Source organism: Microbacterium lushaniae (genome assembly GCF_008727775.1).
GTDB classification, from domain to species: Bacteria; Actinomycetota; Actinomycetes; order Actinomycetales; family Microbacteriaceae; genus Microbacterium; species Microbacterium lushaniae.
The window spans coordinates 551,903-566,966 of record NZ_CP044232.1; the positions used below are offsets into that span (position 1 = coordinate 551,903).

General features: G+C 69.4%; 22 protein-coding genes. 20 read left to right on the top strand and 2 right to left on the bottom strand.

What is annotated here, in order from left to right:
* Position 1: 1 nt before the first annotated feature.
* The 13 genes from rplN (at position 2) to F6J85_RS02625 (ending at position 7,715) form a co-directional block, all read left to right on the top strand.
* Positions 2-370 (top strand): 50S ribosomal protein L14, encoded by a 369-nt coding sequence (gene rplN, locus F6J85_RS02565; RefSeq protein WP_055833708.1) that lies wholly within the window; start codon positions 2-4, stop codon positions 368-370.
* A 2-nt stretch (positions 371-372) separates the two neighbouring features.
* Positions 373-732: a 50S ribosomal protein L24 gene (rplX, locus tag F6J85_RS02570; protein ID WP_135063335.1), complete on the top strand. Its 360-nt coding sequence runs from the start codon at positions 373-375 to the stop codon at positions 730-732.
* A 2-nt stretch (positions 733-734) separates the two neighbouring features.
* Positions 735-1,325 (top strand): 50S ribosomal protein L5, encoded by a 591-nt coding sequence (gene rplE, locus F6J85_RS02575; protein WP_150923704.1) that lies wholly within the window; start codon positions 735-737, stop codon positions 1,323-1,325.
* A gap of 73 nt (positions 1,326-1,398) precedes the next feature.
* On the top strand, positions 1,399-1,797 hold the full coding sequence (gene rpsH, locus F6J85_RS02580) for a 30S ribosomal protein S8 (RefSeq protein ID WP_135063339.1): 399 nt from the start codon (positions 1,399-1,401) through the stop codon (positions 1,795-1,797).
* Between the two features lie 6 nt (positions 1,798-1,803).
* Positions 1,804-2,340, top strand: coding sequence for a 50S ribosomal protein L6 (rplF, locus tag F6J85_RS02585; RefSeq protein WP_150923705.1), 537 nt, complete (start codon positions 1,804-1,806; stop codon positions 2,338-2,340).
* 2 nt (positions 2,341-2,342) lie between these two features.
* Entirely contained in the window at positions 2,343-2,702 is a 360-nt protein-coding gene (gene rplR / locus F6J85_RS02590; RefSeq protein WP_135063343.1) for a 50S ribosomal protein L18, read from the top strand.
* Positions 2,699-3,403, top strand: a complete 705-nt coding sequence (gene rpsE, locus F6J85_RS02595) for a 30S ribosomal protein S5 (protein WP_150923706.1) — start codon at positions 2,699-2,701, stop codon at positions 3,401-3,403. The genes rplR and rpsE overlap by 4 nt, the downstream gene beginning before the upstream one ends.
* Entirely contained in the window at positions 3,403-3,588 is a 186-nt protein-coding gene (rpmD, locus tag F6J85_RS02600; RefSeq protein WP_135063347.1) for a 50S ribosomal protein L30, read from the top strand. The genes rpsE and rpmD overlap by 1 nt, the downstream gene beginning before the upstream one ends.
* On the top strand, positions 3,588-4,145 hold the full coding sequence (gene rplO, locus F6J85_RS02605) for a 50S ribosomal protein L15 (RefSeq protein ID WP_150920663.1): 558 nt from the start codon (positions 3,588-3,590) through the stop codon (positions 4,143-4,145). The genes rpmD and rplO overlap by 1 nt, the downstream gene beginning before the upstream one ends.
* A gap of 108 nt (positions 4,146-4,253) precedes the next feature.
* Positions 4,254-5,576 (top strand): preprotein translocase subunit SecY, encoded by a 1,323-nt coding sequence (gene secY / locus F6J85_RS02610; RefSeq protein WP_150920662.1) that lies wholly within the window; start codon positions 4,254-4,256, stop codon positions 5,574-5,576.
* Positions 5,576-6,178, top strand: coding sequence for an adenylate kinase (locus F6J85_RS02615; protein ID WP_191906715.1), 603 nt, complete (start codon positions 5,576-5,578; stop codon positions 6,176-6,178). The genes secY and F6J85_RS02615 overlap by 1 nt, the downstream gene beginning before the upstream one ends.
* 1 nt (position 6,179) lies before the next feature.
* Positions 6,180-7,022: a type I methionyl aminopeptidase gene (gene map / locus F6J85_RS02620; protein ID WP_150923707.1), complete on the top strand. Its 843-nt coding sequence runs from the start codon at positions 6,180-6,182 to the stop codon at positions 7,020-7,022.
* 3 nt (positions 7,023-7,025) lie between these two features.
* Entirely contained in the window at positions 7,026-7,715 is a 690-nt protein-coding gene (locus F6J85_RS02625) for a DsbA family protein (protein ID WP_150923708.1), read from the top strand.
* A gap of 68 nt (positions 7,716-7,783) precedes the next feature.
* Here the strand turns inward: F6J85_RS02625 and F6J85_RS02630 are convergent, their stop codons facing one another.
* On the bottom strand, positions 7,784-8,758 hold the full coding sequence (locus F6J85_RS02630) for a hypothetical protein (protein WP_150923709.1): 975 nt from the start codon (positions 8,756-8,758) through the stop codon (positions 7,784-7,786).
* 324 nt (positions 8,759-9,082) lie between these two features.
* Here F6J85_RS02630 and infA point away from each other — a divergent pair, with 324 nt between their 5' ends.
* The 7 genes from infA to F6J85_RS02665 all read left to right on the top strand — a co-directional run bounded on the left by infA (position 9,083) and on the right by F6J85_RS02665 (position 13,206).
* Positions 9,083-9,304, top strand: coding sequence for a translation initiation factor IF-1 (infA, locus tag F6J85_RS02635; RefSeq protein ID WP_017201569.1), 222 nt, complete (start codon positions 9,083-9,085; stop codon positions 9,302-9,304).
* Between the two features lie 61 nt (positions 9,305-9,365).
* A complete protein-coding gene (gene rpmJ / locus F6J85_RS02640; RefSeq protein WP_005050492.1) occupies positions 9,366-9,482 on the top strand; it encodes a 50S ribosomal protein L36 in 117 nt (38 codons plus the stop codon).
* A gap of 127 nt (positions 9,483-9,609) precedes the next feature.
* On the top strand, positions 9,610-9,984 hold the full coding sequence (gene rpsM, locus F6J85_RS02645) for a 30S ribosomal protein S13 (RefSeq protein ID WP_150923710.1): 375 nt from the start codon (positions 9,610-9,612) through the stop codon (positions 9,982-9,984).
* A gap of 40 nt (positions 9,985-10,024) precedes the next feature.
* Entirely contained in the window at positions 10,025-10,423 is a 399-nt protein-coding gene (gene rpsK / locus F6J85_RS02650; RefSeq protein ID WP_023954078.1) for a 30S ribosomal protein S11, read from the top strand.
* Between the two features lie 123 nt (positions 10,424-10,546).
* Positions 10,547-11,536 carry a DNA-directed RNA polymerase subunit alpha gene (locus F6J85_RS02655; protein ID WP_150917513.1) on the top strand — a complete coding sequence of 330 codons (990 nt, stop codon included), beginning with the start codon at positions 10,547-10,549 and terminating at the stop codon, positions 11,534-11,536.
* A 43-nt stretch (positions 11,537-11,579) separates the two neighbouring features.
* A complete protein-coding gene (gene rplQ / locus F6J85_RS02660) occupies positions 11,580-12,116 on the top strand; it encodes a 50S ribosomal protein L17 (protein ID WP_150923711.1) in 537 nt (178 codons plus the stop codon).
* A gap of 67 nt (positions 12,117-12,183) precedes the next feature.
* Positions 12,184-13,206 carry a GNAT family N-acetyltransferase gene (locus tag F6J85_RS02665; protein WP_150923712.1) on the top strand — a complete coding sequence of 341 codons (1,023 nt, stop codon included), beginning with the start codon at positions 12,184-12,186 and terminating at the stop codon, positions 13,204-13,206.
* On the opposite strand, the gene F6J85_RS02670 is transcribed toward F6J85_RS02665, so the two are convergent.
* A complete protein-coding gene (locus F6J85_RS02670) occupies positions 13,197-15,041 on the bottom strand; it encodes an acyltransferase family protein (protein WP_150923713.1) in 1,845 nt (614 codons plus the stop codon). The two genes, F6J85_RS02665 and F6J85_RS02670, sit on opposite strands and share 10 nt — an antisense overlap.
* Between the last annotated feature and the right edge of the window lie 23 nt (positions 15,042-15,064).

Below are 15,064 nucleotides of genomic sequence, written 5' to 3' on the forward strand. Positions count from 1 at the left end.
CATGATTCAGAACGAATCCCGACTGAAGGTCGCCGACAACACCGGCGCGAAGGAGCTGCTCACCATCCGTGTGCTCGGCGGCTCCAACCGCCGCTACGCGGGCCTGGGCGACGTCATCGTCGCGACAGTCAAGGACGCCATCCCGGGCGGAAACGTCAAGAAGGGCGACGTCGTGAAAGCGGTCGTCGTGCGCGTCGTCAAGCAGACCCGTCGTCCCGACGGTTCCTATATCAAGTTCGACGAGAACGCCGCCGTGATCCTGAAGAGCGACGGGGAGCCCCGCGGCACCCGCATCTTCGGACCCGTCGGTCGTGAGCTTCGCGACAAGAAGTTCATGAAGATCGTCTCGCTCGCCCCGGAGGTCATTTGATCATGGCGAAGATCAAGAAGGGCGACCTGGTTCAGGTCATCTCGGGCGCCAAGCCCGAGCGCGGCGGAGACCGCGGTAAGCAGGGCAAGGTCCTCGAGGTCCTCGTCGAGCAGAACCGCGTGATCGTCGAAGGCGTGAACTACGTCACCAAGCACAACCGCGTGGGCCAGTCCCAGCGCGGCACCAAGACGGGCGGCATCGAGACCTTCGAAGCCCCCATCCACATCTCCAACGTCGCCCTCGTCGACCCCGAGACCAAGAAGCCGACCCGTGTCGGCCACCGGGTCGAGGAGCAGGTCAAGGACGGCGTCAAGCGCACGGTCCGCGTGCGCTACGCGAAGAAGTCAGGCAAGGACCTCTGAATATGAGCACCGCGACTGCCGCGGCGGCTGGCAAGATCCAGCCCCGCCTGAAGCAGAAGTACCGGAACGAGATCCAGCAGAAGCTGCAGGAGGAGTTCGGGTACACCAACGTCATGCAGATCCCCGGCCTGGTCAAGGTCGTGGTGAACACCGGCGTCGGCGAGGCCGCTCGTGACAGCAAGGTGATCGACGGCGCGATCGACGATCTCGTCAAGATCACCGGCCAGAAGCCGATCGTGACGAAGGCCCGCAAGTCCATCGCGCAGTTCAAGCTGCGCGAGGGCCAGGCCATCGGCGCGCACGTCACCCTCCGTGGCGACCGTGCGTGGGAGTTCATCGACCGCCTGGTGAACCTGGCGCTGCCGCGCATCCGCGACTTCCGCGGACTGTCCGGCGACCAGTTCGACGGCAACGGCAACTACACGTTCGGTCTCCAGGAGCAGGCAGTGTTCCACGAGATCGACCAGGACCGCATCGACCGGGTCCGCGGGTTCGACATCACGATCGTCACCACCGCCAAGACGGACGCGGAAGGCCGTTCGCTGCTGCGTCAGCTGGGCTTCCCGTTCCGTTCCGAAGACGCGCAGGCGTAACACCCCACCCATTCATAGAAGGTCGTCTGTCGTGTAACGGCAGCCGAAACCTCATGATCGAAAGAAGCATCACATGACGATGACAGACCCGGTCGCAGATATGCTGACCCGTCTGCGCAACGCGAACTCGGCGCACCACGACACCGTGTCGCTGCCGAGCTCCAAGCTCAAGACCCACATCGCCGAGATCCTCCAGCAGGAGGGGTACATCGCGGGATGGTCCGTCGAGGACGCCCGCGTCGGCCAGACCCTGACGCTCCAGCTGAAGTACGGCCCGAACCGCGAGCGGTCGATCGCCGGCATCAAGCGCGTCTCCAAGCCCGGCCTGCGCGTGTACGCACGCTCGACCGAGATCCCCACGGTTCTCGGCGGCCTGGGCGTGGCCATCCTTTCCACCTCCTCCGGTCTGCTCACAGACCGTCAGGCCGAGCAGAAGGGCGTGGGCGGGGAAGTCCTCGCCTACGTGTGGTGATCTGACATGTCGCGAATCGGACGTCTTCCCATCGACATCCCCGCCGGTGTCACCGTCACGGTGACCGGTTCGGATGTCGCCGTCAAGGGCCCCAAGGGCGAGCTGTCGCTCACCGTGGCGCGCCCCATCGAGGTCAAGGTCGAGGAGAACCAGGTTCTCGTCACCCGCCCCGACGACGAGCGCGAGTCGCGGTCGCTCCACGGCCTGACCCGCACGCTCATCGCCAACAACATCATCGGAGTCACCCAGGGCTACACCAAGGGTCTCGAAGTGGTCGGCACGGGTTACCGTGTCGCCCAGCGAGGCAGCGCGGTCGAATTCGCCCTCGGGTTCTCCCACCCCGTGCTCGTCGACCCGCCCGCCGGGATCACCTTCACGGTCGAGGGCAACAACCGCCTCACCGTGAGCGGCATCGACAAGCAGGCCGTCGGTGAGGCGGCCGCCAACATCCGCAAGATCCGCAAGCCCGAGCCCTACAAGGGCAAGGGTGTGCGTTACGCGGGCGAGGTCGTCCGCCGCAAGGCCGGAAAGGCTGGTAAGTAAGCATGGCTGTGCAGTCGAAGTCCGTCGCACGTGCGCGACGCCACGCACGCCTTCGCAAGAAGGTCGTCGGCACCGAGGTCCGTCCTCGTCTTGTCGTGACCCGCTCGGCGCGCCACGTGTTCGTCCAGCTCGTAGACGACAGCAAGGGTCACACCGTGGCCTCCGCATCCACCCTCGAAACGGACCTGCGTGCGTTCGACGGTGACAAGACCGCCAAGGCGCGCAAGGTCGGCGAACTCGTCGCCGAGCGCGCGAAGGCCGCCGGCGTCACCGACGTCGTGTTCGATCGCGGTGGCAACCGGTACGCCGGTCGCGTCGCCGCGATCGCCGAGGGCGCCCGCGAAGGAGGGCTGAACCTGTGAGTGACAACAAGGAGACCGAAGTGACCGACGCGTCCCAGGCCGCACCGGCCACGGCCGAGACGGCCACGGCCGGCACCGCCGACGCCAGCCGCGAGCCTCGTGAGGCTCGCCGCGGCGGCCGCGAGCGCAACCCGAACCGCGGCGACCGCGGATCGCGCGACCGCAACGAGAGCCAGTTCCTCGAGCGCGTCGTGACGATCAACCGCGTGTCGAAGGTCGTCAAGGGCGGTCGTCGGTTCAGCTTCACGGCCCTCGTGGTCGTGGGCGACGGAAACGGCGTCGTCGGCGTCGGATACGGCAAGGCCCGCGAGGTGCCCCTGGCCATCTCGAAGGGTGTCGAAGAGGCCAAGCGCAACTTCTTCCGCGTTCCCCGCGTCGGCAACACCATCCCGCACCCCGTGCAGGGTGAGGCGGCCGCCGGTGTCGTGCTGCTGCGTCCGGCAGCCGCCGGTACCGGTGTCATCGCCGGTGGTCCGGTGCGTGCGGTGCTCGAATGCGCCGGCATCCACGACATCCTGTCGAAGTCGCTGGGCTCGTCGAACACGATCAACATCGTGCACGCGACCGTCGCGGCGCTCAAGCAGCTCGAAGAGCCCCGTGCCGTGGCCGCGCGCCGTGGCCTGGAGTACGACGCTGTCGTGCCCGGCATCATCATCCGCAACGAGGCCAAGGCCGCCGCTGCGGCGAAGGCAGGTGTCTGATGGCGAGCCGACTGAAGGTGACCCAGATCAAGTCCAAGGTGAGCGAGAAGCAGAACCAGCGTGACACGCTGCGCAGCCTCGGTCTCAAGCGGATCGGCGACGCTGTCGTCCGTCCCGACGACGCGCAGACGCGCGGCTACGTCAAGACCGTGGCTCACCTCGTGAAGGTTGAGGAGATCGACTGATGGCTGACAACGACAACGTCGAGGCCGACAAGCCCGCGAAGAAGGCGCCCGCGCGCAAGCCCGCGGCAGCCAAGGCGAGCAAGCCCGCCGCCGCCAAGAACGCCGCTCCGGCGACGCGTCCCGGCGTGCTCAAGGTGCACCACCTGCGTCCGGTCCCCGGTGCGCACACCGCCAAGACCCGCGTGGGTCGTGGTGAGGGCTCCAAGGGTAAGACCGCGGGCCGTGGCACCAAGGGCACCAAGGCCCGCTACTCGGTGCGCATCGGCTTCGAGGGTGGGCAGATGCCGCTGCACATGCGCACCCCGAAGCTGCGCGGGTTCAAGAACCCGTTCCGCGTCGAGTACCAGGTCGTCAACCTGGACAAGCTGGCCGAGCTGTACCCGGCCGGTGGCGACGTCACCGTGGGCGACCTCGTCGCCAAGGGTGCCGTGCGCAAGAACGAGAAGGTCAAGGTGCTCGGCACCGGCGACATCTCGGTGAAGCTGAACGTGACGGTCGACAAGGTCTCGGGTTCCGCCGAGCAGAAGATCGTCGCGGCGGGCGGCTCGGTCAACTGACCACGCCCCAACCGCAGAAGGGCCGGGAGGCGTAAGCCCCCGGCCCTTCTGGGTTACGCTGGTCGTCTGTGCGCCTCGGCGCGCCGGAACCGTTCTGGAGGAATCCACTTGTTCAGCGCCATTGCGCGGGTATTCCGCACGCCTGATCTGCGACGCAAGATCGGCTTCACCCTGGGTGTGATCGCCATCTACCGGTTCGGTGCGCACATTCCGGCCCCGTTCGTCGATTTCCCGAACGTGCAGTCCTGCCTCGCGCAGTCCGGCGGCACCGAGGGCCTGCTCTCGCTGGTGAACCTGTTCTCCGGCGGCGCCCTGCTGCAGCTGTCGATCTTCGCCCTGGGTGTCATGCCCTACATCACGGCGACGATCATCGTGCAGCTGCTGCGCGTGGTGATCCCGCACTTCGAGACCCTCTACAAGGAGGGCCAGTCCGGCCAGGCGCGCCTGACGCAGTACACGCGGTACCTCACGATCGCCCTCGCGCTGCTGCAGTCCACGACCCTGGTCACCGTCGCCCGCAGCGGCCAGCTGTTCGGCGTCACCGGCATCCCCGAGTGCGAGAACGTCCTCACCAACGACGTGTGGTGGGCGCAGCTGCTCATGATCATCACGATGACCGCCGGCACCGGCCTCATCATGTGGTTCGCCGAGCTCGTCACCGAGCGCGGCGTCGGCAACGGCATGTCGATCCTCATCTTCACCTCCATCGCCGCGACCTTCCCGGCCGCGATGTGGTCGATCTGGCAGGCCCGCAGCTTCGAGATCTTCCTCCTGGTGCTGGCCGTCGGAATCCTCGTGGTCGCTCTCGTGGTCTTCGTGGAACAGTCCCAGCGGCGCATCCCGGTGCAGTACGCCAAGCGGATGGTGGGGCGACGCACGTACGGCGGCACCAACACCTACATCCCGATCAAGGTGAACATGGCCGGTGTCGTGCCCGTCATCTTCGCCTCGTCGCTGCTGTACATCCCCGCCCTCATCGCGCAGTTCAACCAGCCGCAGGCGGGCGAGGAAGTGCCCGGCTGGGTCGCGTGGATCTCGCAGTACTTCACCACGGGCGACTCGCCGCTGTACATGCTGGTGTACTTCCTGCTGATCATCGGCTTCACGTACTTCTACGTCGCGATCACCTTCAACCCGGTCGATGTCGCCGACAACATGAAGCGCTACGGCGGGTTCATCCCCGGCATCCGCGCCGGCCGGCCCACCGCCGAATACCTCGACTACGTCCTCACCCGCATCACGCTGCCCGGCTCGATCTACCTGGGCCTCATCGCGCTCCTGCCGCTCATCGCCCTGGCGACGGTCGGCGCCAACCAGAACTTCCCGTTCGGCGGCGCCTCGATCCTCATCATCGTCGGTGTGGGCCTGGAGACGGTGAAGCAGATCGACGCCCAGCTGCAGCAGCGTCACTACGAAGGGCTCCTCCGCTGATGGCTCGTCCCCTCCGTCTCCTCATCGTCGGCCCCCAGGGCTCGGGGAAGGGCACCCAGGGTGCCCGCATCGCCGAGGCCTTCGGCATCCCCGTGGTCTCCACCGGCGACGTCTTCCGCGCGAACGTCGCGGGGGGCACCGAGCTGGGCCTGCAGGTCCAGGAGATCATCGACGCCGGCCGCCTCGTGCCCGACGAGCTCACCGGCGCCGTCGTGCGTGACCGGCTGTCGAAGGAGGATGCCGCGGACGGGTTCCTCCTGGACGGATACCCGCGCAACCTCAGCCAGGTGATGAACCTCGACGAATTCCTCGAGGGCCGCGGCGAGAGCCTCGATGCCGTGCTGGCGCTCGTGGTGCCGCGCGAGGAGTCGATGCTGCGCCTGCGCAAGCGCGCGCAGGAGCAGGGCCGCGCCGACGACACCGAAGAGGCCATCGCGCAGCGCCTGGCGATCTACGAATCCGAGACCGCGCCGATCCTCGGCGTGTACGGCACGCGCGGCATCGTCGACGAGATCGACGGCGTCGGTTCGCTGGACGAGGTGACCGTGCGCATCTTCGCCGCGCTCGAGGTGCGCGGGTTCGCCCGCTCCGCCGCGGTCTGACGTGGCTTTCCGCTCCTCCGCCTACAAGTCCGCCGCGCAGCTGCGGTCGATGATCGAGCCCGGGCTCATCACCGCCGCGGCGCTGGATGCCGTGCGCGCGATGATCGCGCCGGGTGTCACGACGCTCGACCTCGACGCCGAGGCATCCCGTGTCATCCGCTCCCGCGGTGCGCGCTCGAACTTCCAGATGGTGCGCGGGTACCGGCACACGATCTGCGCCTCGGTCAACGAGCAGGTCGTGCACGGGATCCCCGGCGACCGGGCGCTGCAGGCCGGCGACCTGGTGTCGATCGACGCCGGCGCCGAGCTCCGCGGCTGGAACGGCGACTCCGCGATCAGCGTGGTCGTCCCCGGTGATGCGCCGGCCGACCTCGTCGCCGCGCGTCAGCGGCTGTCGGATGTGACCGAGGGGTCGCTGTGGGCCGGCATCGCGCGGCTGGCGACGGCATCGCATCTGGGCGAGGTGGGCGCGGCGATCCAGGAGTACATCGAGGCCCACAGCCCGGCGACCGGCTCCTACGGCATCCTGCGCGACTACGTCGGGCACGGCATCGGCCGCAAGATGCACGAGTCGCCGAGCGTGTTCAACTACCGCACGGCCGAGCCCGGAGCGCCCGTCCGGCCGGGGCTGGCCGTCGCGATCGAGCCGATGGTCGTCGCCGGCGACCAGGAGACCTTCGTCGAGGACGACGGCTGGACGGTCTCGACCATCGATCGTTCAGACGGCTCACACTGGGAACATAGCGTCGCAGTGCACGATGGAGGCATCTGGGTGCTCACGGCCCCCGACGGGGGCGCGGACAAGCTCGCACCCTTCGGTGTGGTCCCGACGGAGATCGGATAGATCGTGGCGCAACGCAAGGTCAACTGGTTCGCAATCGGCATCAGCATCGCGGTGGTGGTGGTGCTCATCGGCATCGGCGCCGCGGTGTGGTGGGGCAACGCCCTGGCCAACTCCGCCGGTGAGGCACCGGACAGCCCCGCGGTGGATGCATCCACCGGCGCCATCTCGGTGGGCGACGGACCAGACACCGTCGACACCTACGTCGACTTCATGTGCCCGGCGTGCGCGTCGTTCGAGCAGGCCTACGGCCCGACCCTCGCCGACCTCGCCGCCGACGGCACGATCACCCTCAACATCCACCCCGTCTCGATCCTTGACCGCGCCTCCGGAGGGACGGAGTACTCCACGCGGGCGGCGTCCGCGGCCTACTGCGTCGCCGAGGACGACCCCGACAACGTGCTCCCGTTCGTGCAGGCGATGTACGCCAACCAGCCGAGCGAGGGCGGGACCGGCATGACCGACGACGAGATCATCGCGATCGCACAGGGGGCCGGAGCATCCGACGCCGTCGCCGAGTGCATCACCGACGGCACGTACAAGCGCTTCGTCACCGCGATGACCCGCGAGACGCCGGTGCAGGAGGGCGCCTCCGGTGTCGCCACCCCGACGATCGCGGTCAACGGAGAGGTCCTGTCCAACCAGACCGACCTGACCGGCGATCCCGAGCGCGACATCGTCTCCCGCTTCAACTGAGCGCCGAGACACCACTTTTCGGCTGAAGCACCAGGCGTCGCCGGTGGTCTCAGCCGGAGTGTGGTGTTTCAGCGCGCGCGAGGATGGTCGCGCAGCGTCGCGAGCAGGGCGTGCTGGGGCGGGCGAACCGCCGGCACCCCGGCCATCCGCAGCTTGGCGTCCAGCGGAGCCGCCCGCATCGCGTCGCCGTAGTCCCACCGGGCGAAGCCGCGTTCGTATCTGCGGAGCCGGTCCTCGCGGGCCTTCTCCCTGCGTAGGGCGCGGGGATCCGCCGCATCCTGCCCCGACAGGTACTTCCCGAACCCGTCGGATTCGCCGATGACCCGCTCGTCGGGGAAGTAGAAGTCGCTGCGGTCCTCGGCTCCTTCGTAATGGAAGGTCTGCTGCAGGACCGGCGTCGGGAAGCCGCACCATTCGATGACCGCGCGGCTCACCGACTCACCCACCGATTCCGCGCGGTCGTCGATGCGCGCGAACACCCACTCCAGCTGAGCTCGGCCCCGGCGGTTCGACTGCGTGCCGGCCACGGCGTGCAGGTCGTCGGCCGTGCAGGGGTCGGCCGGATGGCGCGCAGCCGCGTCGCCCACCGCAAGGGCGAACGCCGGTGGCAGGACCCGCAGCAGATCGACGGCGGTGTCGGCGACCGAGGTCACGATGAGGTCGCCCACCGTCATCGCCCGTCCGGTGTCGCTCGCATGGATGCACACATCGCCGTGCCGGCGTCCGCGGGCGCGACCGATGTCGAAGACGTGGATGTCGCGGGGTTCGCCGAACACCGGCAGCCCGAGCAGCGCGGCGGCGGACTCGAGGCAGAAGACCGCGTCCGGATGGACCAGGGCGTAGGCGTGCACGCGGGCGAGATACCGCTCCCACGGGCGCAGGGCGCTCCACTGGTCGGCACGGGCGTACACGCCGGGGCGCACCCGGACGTGCGTGTTCGAGGCCCGCAGCCGGGCGCCGGTCAGGGATTCGTCGCGCGCGGCGGAGAGGATGACCGGGGACGGCACCAGGGCGCGGAGGGAGTGAGGATCGAGCAGCGACATGGCGCCATCCTCGGATCCGCGGTCGAAGCGCGGCGAGTGTGCGCGCGATCTGTGGATGGATCCTCGGATTCGCGCGCGGGGGAGGAGCGCCGCATCCGCTCGAGACACCACATCCTGGCTGGAACATCAGGCGACGCCGTGCGTTTCGGACGAGATGTGGTGTCTCGCGGGAGAGCGCGCGGGGGAGGGGAGCGGGCGGTTTGCTGGGGGGTGCGATACCACGTATGATTGATCTTTGGTGCGTTGCGCCTTCATTGGCGTGTCACAGCACCGAATCCCCATCCACCGCAGACCGACCGGTCTGCAACGAGCGATAGCGAGTATATGGCGAAGAAAGACGGTGTCATCGAGATCGAGGGTGTCATCTCCGAGGCGCTGCCCAACGCGATGTTCCGCGTCGAGCTCAGCAACGGACACAAGGTGCTCGCCACGATCTCCGGCAAGATGCGGCAGAACTACATCCGCATCATCCCCGAAGACCGTGTCGTCGTGGAGCTCAGCCCCTACGACCTCACGCGGGGCCGGATCGTCTACCGCTACCGCTAGACCGGTCGAGAAGTAACGGCCGTGCTCCGGCGCGGTACGAAGACAGCGAACAGGAAACACGATGAAGGTCAACCCCAGCGTCAAGCCCATCTGCGATCACTGCAAGGTCATCCGCCGCCACGGCCGGGTGATGGTGATCTGCAAGAGCAACCCGCGCCACAAGCAGCGCCAGGGCTGACGCCCCCAGATTCACAACTGAACACACAACGGCAGGATCAGAACCCGCGGATGCGGGGGACACCTCGGGGCGGAGGCCCGGGCACCGATCCTGCTCCACACCTCCACAACACTCCTAGGAGAGTCGCATGGCACGTCTCGCCGGCGTCGACATCCCGCGCGACAAGCGCGTGGTCATCGCCCTGACCTACATCTACGGCGTTGGCCGTACCCGCTCGACCGAGATCCTCACGGCCACCGGCATCAGCCCGGATGTGCGCGTCAAGGACCTGTCCGACGACCAGCTGGTCGCCCTGCGCGACCACATCGAAGGCACCTACAAGGTGGAGGGTGACCTTCGCCGCGAGGTGGCCGCCGACATCCGCCGCAAGGTCGAGATCGGTTCCTACGAGGGAATCCGCCACCGCCGCGGCCTTCCCGTGCGCGGACAGCGCACCAAGACCAACGCGCGCACCCGCAAGGGTCCCAAGCGCACGGTCGCCGGCAAGAAGAAGGCGCGCTAGGCCTCCGCCGGCGCCTCAGGATCTAGGGAGAACGCACACCATGGCACAGGCCAAGAGCGCCGCGCGCAAGCCGCGTCGCAAGGAGAAGAAGAACATCGCGCTGGGCCACGCCCACATCAAGTCGACGTTCAACAACACCATCGTCTCGATCACCGACCCCTCCGGCGCGGTCATCAGCTGGGCATCGTCGGGCGGCGTGGGCTTCAAGGGCTCGCGCAAGTCGACCCCGTACGCCGCCGGCATGGCGGCCGAGTCCGCCGCCCGCCAGGCGCAGGAGCACGGCGTCAAGAAGGTCGACGTCTTCGTCAAGGGCCCGGGTTCGGGTCGCGAGACCGCGATCCGCTCGCTGACGGCCGCCGGCCTCGAGGTCGGCTCGATCCAGGACGTCACCCCCCAGGCGCACAACGGCTGCCGTCCCCCCAAGCGCCGCCGCGTCTGACCCCTCGTCGCACGGATGCTGCGGCCCCGCGTGACGCGGTGGCCGCAGCATCCCTGAGTACAACTCAACACCTCACCCACCGCACGTGTCATATAGCGGGCACGTGATCGAAAGGAACCCATAGTGCTCATCGCACAGCGTCCCACTCTGACCGAGGAGAAGATCGGGGAGTTCCGCAGCCGCTTCGTCATCGAGCCGCTCGAGCCCGGCTTCGGTTACACGATCGGCAACGCGCTGCGTCGCAGCCTCCTGTCGTCGATCCCCGGCGCCGCCGTCACCAGCATCCGCATCGACGGCGTGCTGCACGAGTTCAGCACCATCCCGGGCGTGAAGGAGGATGTCACCGAGATCATCCTCAACATCAAGCAGCTCGTCGTCTCGAGCGAGCGCGACGAGCCCATCACGGCCTACCTGCGCAAGACCGGTGCGGGCGAAGTCACCGCGGCCGACATCTCCGCTCCGGCGGGCGTCGAGGTGCACAACCCCGAGCTGGTCATCGCGACCCTCAACGACACCGCCAAGTTCGAGCTCGAGCTGACGATCGAGCGTGGCCGCGGCTACGTCTCGGCCACCCAGAACCGCAACGAGTACGCCGAGGCGGGCCAGATCCCGATCGACTCGATCTACTCGCCCGTGCTGAAGGTCAGCTACCGCGTGGACGCCACGCGTGCCGGTGAGCGCACCGACTTCGACAAGCTCGTGCTGGACGTCGAGAGCAAGCCCTCGATGTCGCCGCGTGACGCCGTCGCGTCGGCCGGTCGCACCCTGACCGAGCTGTTCGGCCTGGCGCGCGAGCTCAACGTCGAAGCCGAGGGCATCGAGATCGGCCCCCCGCCGGTGGAGACCGTCCTCTCCAACGAGCTGGCCATGCCGATCGAAGACCTCGATCTGTCGGTTCGCTCGTACAACTGCCTCAAGCGCGAGGGCATCAACACCGTGTCGGAGCTCGTCGCCCTGTCGGAGACGCAGCTGATGAACATCCGCAACTTCGGTCAGAAGTCGGTCGACGAGGTGCGCGACAAGCTCACCTCGCTCGGTCTGTCGCTGAAGGACTCGGTGCCCGGATTCGACGGCGCCCAGTTCTACGGCGGCTACGACGACGAGACCGTCTGACCTGCGGCCCCCCGACACGACACCTTCCAGGAGTAACTGAGACATGCCCAAGCCCACGAAGGGTCCCCGCCTCGGCGGCGGCCCCGCCCACGAGCGCCTGCTGCTTGCCAACCTCGCCGCGGCCCTGTTCACGCACAAGTCGATCAAGACGACCGAGACCAAGGCCAAGCGCCTGCGTCCCCTCGCCGAGCGCCTCATCACCTTCGCCAAGCGCGGCGACCTGCACGCGCGCCGCCGGGTGCTGAGCGTCATCGGCGACAAGGAGGTCGTGCACGTCCTCTTCACCGAGATCGCGCCGCTGGTGGCCGACCGCCCGGGTGGCTACACCCGCATCACCAAGGTGGGCAACCGCAAGGGTGACAACGCGCCGATGGCCGTCATCGAGCTCGTCCTCGAGCCGATGACCCCCAAGGTGAAGTCGTCCAAGACGTCGTCGGCTCCCGCCGCCGCCGCTCCGGCTGCCACCGAGCCCGCCGCCGAGGCGCCGGCCGAGGATGCAGCCGCCGAGGCGGACGCCGGAGCGGAGTCGCCCGAGGAGGGCGAAGCCGCAGAGGCCGCCGCCGAGGACGCCGCGAAGTAACCGCTCGTCGCGCATTCGATCGAGACCCCCGTCCCTGCGGACGGGGGTCTCCTCGTAGGGTGGATCGGTGAACGACACACCCCTGTCCGCGCGCGTACACGCGCCCGAACGCCTCCCGGCGCCGCAGCATCCGGAGGCGCCGGTGTGGCGCGGCGCGACGGCGGACGACATCGACGCGGTGCACGCGCTCTTCGCCGCCGCGGGCCTGGTGGATCACCCCACGTACACGGTTCCGCGTGAGGAGATCGCCGACCACTTCACGCTCCCGCACATCGATCCGTCCCGCGACACGGTCCTCGCGTTCGGTGCGGACGGTGAGCTGGTGGCCGCCTCCAGCGCCATCCTGCATCCCTCCCGCGACACGGTGGCCAAGGTGATTCTGGAGGGCACGGTGCATCCGGACCGCCGCCGACGCGGCATCGGCACGGTGGCCCTCGCGTGGGCGTACGACCGCGCCCTGCAGCACCTCGGGTCGATCCCGGCGCCCATCCCGGGCGAGGTGGCGATGTACGCCGAGGAGCGCACCACGGATGCCGCGGCCATCGCCGAGCGGATCGGGCTGTCCACCGGACGCTGGTTCACCACGATGGTCCGCGACCTCGACGACCCCGTCCCGGAGCGGGCGGCGCCGGCGGGGACGCGCCTGGTGCCCTACGCGCCGGAGCGGGCGATGGATGTCCTGGCCGCCCGCAACGACGCCTTCCGCTACCACTGGGGGAGCCTGCCGTCGGTCGAGGCGACGTGGCGCGCCTTCGTGGACGGCCCGTACCTGCGCCCCGACCTGTCGAGCCTGCTCGTGGAGGGCGACCGCGTCGTGGCGCTGTGCCTGGCGTCGGTCAACGAGGACGACTGGGCGGCGCTGGGGGAGCCGAACACCTACATCGACCTCATCGGCGTGGTCCGTGACCGCCGCGGTCGCGGCTACGCCCCCACGGTGATCGCCCGCACGCTCGGGGCCGCGCGCGACGCGGGCCTGCGCAAGGCCGTGCTGGATGTCGACACCGCCAGCCCCACCGGCGCGCTCGGGCTGTACGAGCGGCTGGGCTTCGCCGCCACCGACCGCTCACGCGTGCTCACCCGTCACTTCTGAGCGGATGCGGCGCGGCGCGCCTCGGCCGCATCCACGGCTCCCGCGACCGTGTCGGCGAACAGCACCCCGCCGGCATCGCCGGGGTGGATGCCGTCGCCGGCGAGCACGTCGGGGCGCGGTGCCACCGCGCCCGCCCAGTCGGCCAGCCCCACGCCGGTGATCCGCGCGAACGTCGTGAGCTCCTCGTTGACGCCGGCGATCCAGTCGCGCGGGGCGTGCGCGGTCACGAGGATCAGGATGCGGTCGGGGCCGACGATCTCCCGCATGCGCTGGAGGGTGGATCGCTCGATCGAGCCGTTCGTCCCCAGCGCCACCACGACGTAGCGGCGGAGCGTGCCGGCGGCCTCCAGCTGCTCGAGGATCCCCGGCGCGGCGTACATCGACCGTGACACCGACGCATCCACGTGGATGCCCGGGAAGCGCTCCACGAGAGCGGGAGCCGAGGCGAGCATCACCGAGTCGCCGACGGCGGTGATCTCGGCGCCCTGCACGGGCGTGGGGGAGGGCGCCGGCGTCGCGGTCGGCTCGGGCTCGGGTGTCGCAGCCGGCGCCGCCTCCTGGTCGCGGAGCGCGTCGATGCCGGCCTGTACGGCGCTCTGCGCGGTGGTGGCAGCGGGCGCTCCGGCGATCGCGGCGGTGGTCCCGCCCAGCACGAGCACCGCGCACGTCACGGTGGCCAGGGCGCCCAGGCGCCGCACCGGTCCGCCGGTGAGGGATGCTGCGAGCCGGCGCACGGCGCCGCGGAACCCGTGCCGGCGCACGGGGGTCTCCACGAAGCGGTACGACGCCTCGGCGAAGGCGGCGGTGAGGGCCAGCGACACCACGCCCGTCCCCGCCGGCACGCCCGCGCCGGGGGCGCTGCCGGCGGCGAGCAGGATCACGAGGGGCCAGTGCCACAGGTACAGCCCGTAGGAGCGGTCGCCGATCCACCGCAGCGGCGCCGCGTCGATGCCACGACCGAACCACGAGCCCGGCCACACCCCGGCGGCGATCGCGACGGCCGTCAGCACGGATGCCGCCAGCAGCGCGCCGGGGAAGGTCGCCGCCGAATCGGTGGCGGGGAGGGTCCCCACCCACACGATCCCGGCGACGGCGGCGACGCCGGCTGCGAGGGCTCCCACGCGCCACGGCCGCCGCTGCATCCACGCGGGCGGATCGTGCAGCACCCGCTGCATCGCGAAGGCGAGGGCGACGCCGATGAGGATGCCGAACGCGTGCGAATCGGTGCCGAAGTAGGCGCGCGTGACGGCGCCGTCCTCGACCACGAGGCGGGCCATCCACCACGCCGATGCGGCGGCGGCCGCCAGCGCGAGCCCGACGCGCGCCGCACGCCAGGGCAGCAGCAGCACGAGCGGCAGCAGGAGCGGCCAGACGACGTAGAACTGCTCCTCCACCGCGAGCGACCAGAGGTTGCGCAGCAGCTCGGGCGCGGAGGCGGCGAAATAGCTCGAACCCTCCGCGAGCGAGATCCAGTTGTAGCCGAACGTCGCCGCGCCCAGGACCTGTGCGCCCACGCGGGCGAGCACATCGCCGCCGACGAGCCACGCCGCGCTCGCGCACACCGTCACCACGAGCGCCAGCGCGGGCAGGAGCCTGCGGGCCCGGCGCTTCCAGAACCCGCTCAGGGAGATGCGTCCGGTGCGCTCCCGCTCGCTCAGCAGGAGCGTCGTGATCAGGAACCCGCTGATGACGAAGAACACGTCCACGCCCACGAAGCCGCCCGCGAACACCCACCCGGGGAACAGGTGGTACACGATCACGAGGGCGACCGCGATCGCGCGGAGCCCGTCGAGCCCGGCGAAACGCGCGGGGCGGGGCGAGGCAGGCAGGGTCATAGAGGCGTGCGGGTCGGAGGTCG

Coding starts and splice junctions, on each gene's coding strand:
- rplN (WP_055833708.1), top strand. CDS start 2: ATGATTCAGAACGAATCCCGACTGAAGGTCGCCGACAACACCGGCGCG.
- rplX (WP_135063335.1), top strand. CDS start 373: ATGGCGAAGATCAAGAAGGGCGACCTGGTTCAGGTCATCTCGGGCGCC.
- rplE (WP_150923704.1), top strand. CDS start 735: ATGAGCACCGCGACTGCCGCGGCGGCTGGCAAGATCCAGCCCCGCCTG.
- rpsH (WP_135063339.1), top strand. CDS start 1,399: ATGACGATGACAGACCCGGTCGCAGATATGCTGACCCGTCTGCGCAAC.
- rplF (WP_150923705.1), top strand. CDS start 1,804: ATGTCGCGAATCGGACGTCTTCCCATCGACATCCCCGCCGGTGTCACC.
- rplR (WP_135063343.1), top strand. CDS start 2,343: ATGGCTGTGCAGTCGAAGTCCGTCGCACGTGCGCGACGCCACGCACGC.
- rpmD (WP_135063347.1), top strand. CDS start 3,403: ATGGCGAGCCGACTGAAGGTGACCCAGATCAAGTCCAAGGTGAGCGAG.
- rplO (WP_150920663.1), top strand. CDS start 3,588: ATGGCTGACAACGACAACGTCGAGGCCGACAAGCCCGCGAAGAAGGCG.
- F6J85_RS02615 (WP_191906715.1), top strand. CDS start 5,576: ATGGCTCGTCCCCTCCGTCTCCTCATCGTCGGCCCCCAGGGCTCGGGG.
- F6J85_RS02630 (WP_150923709.1), bottom strand. CDS start 8,758: ATGTCGCTGCTCGATCCTCACTCCCTCCGCGCCCTGGTGCCGTCCCCG.
- infA (WP_017201569.1), top strand. CDS start 9,083: ATGGCGAAGAAAGACGGTGTCATCGAGATCGAGGGTGTCATCTCCGAG.
- rpmJ (WP_005050492.1), top strand. CDS start 9,366: ATGAAGGTCAACCCCAGCGTCAAGCCCATCTGCGATCACTGCAAGGTC.
- rpsM (WP_150923710.1), top strand. CDS start 9,610: ATGGCACGTCTCGCCGGCGTCGACATCCCGCGCGACAAGCGCGTGGTC.
- rpsK (WP_023954078.1), top strand. CDS start 10,025: ATGGCACAGGCCAAGAGCGCCGCGCGCAAGCCGCGTCGCAAGGAGAAG.
- rplQ (WP_150923711.1), top strand. CDS start 11,580: ATGCCCAAGCCCACGAAGGGTCCCCGCCTCGGCGGCGGCCCCGCCCAC.
- F6J85_RS02670 (WP_150923713.1), bottom strand. CDS start 15,041: ATGACCCTGCCTGCCTCGCCCCGCCCCGCGCGTTTCGCCGGGCTCGAC.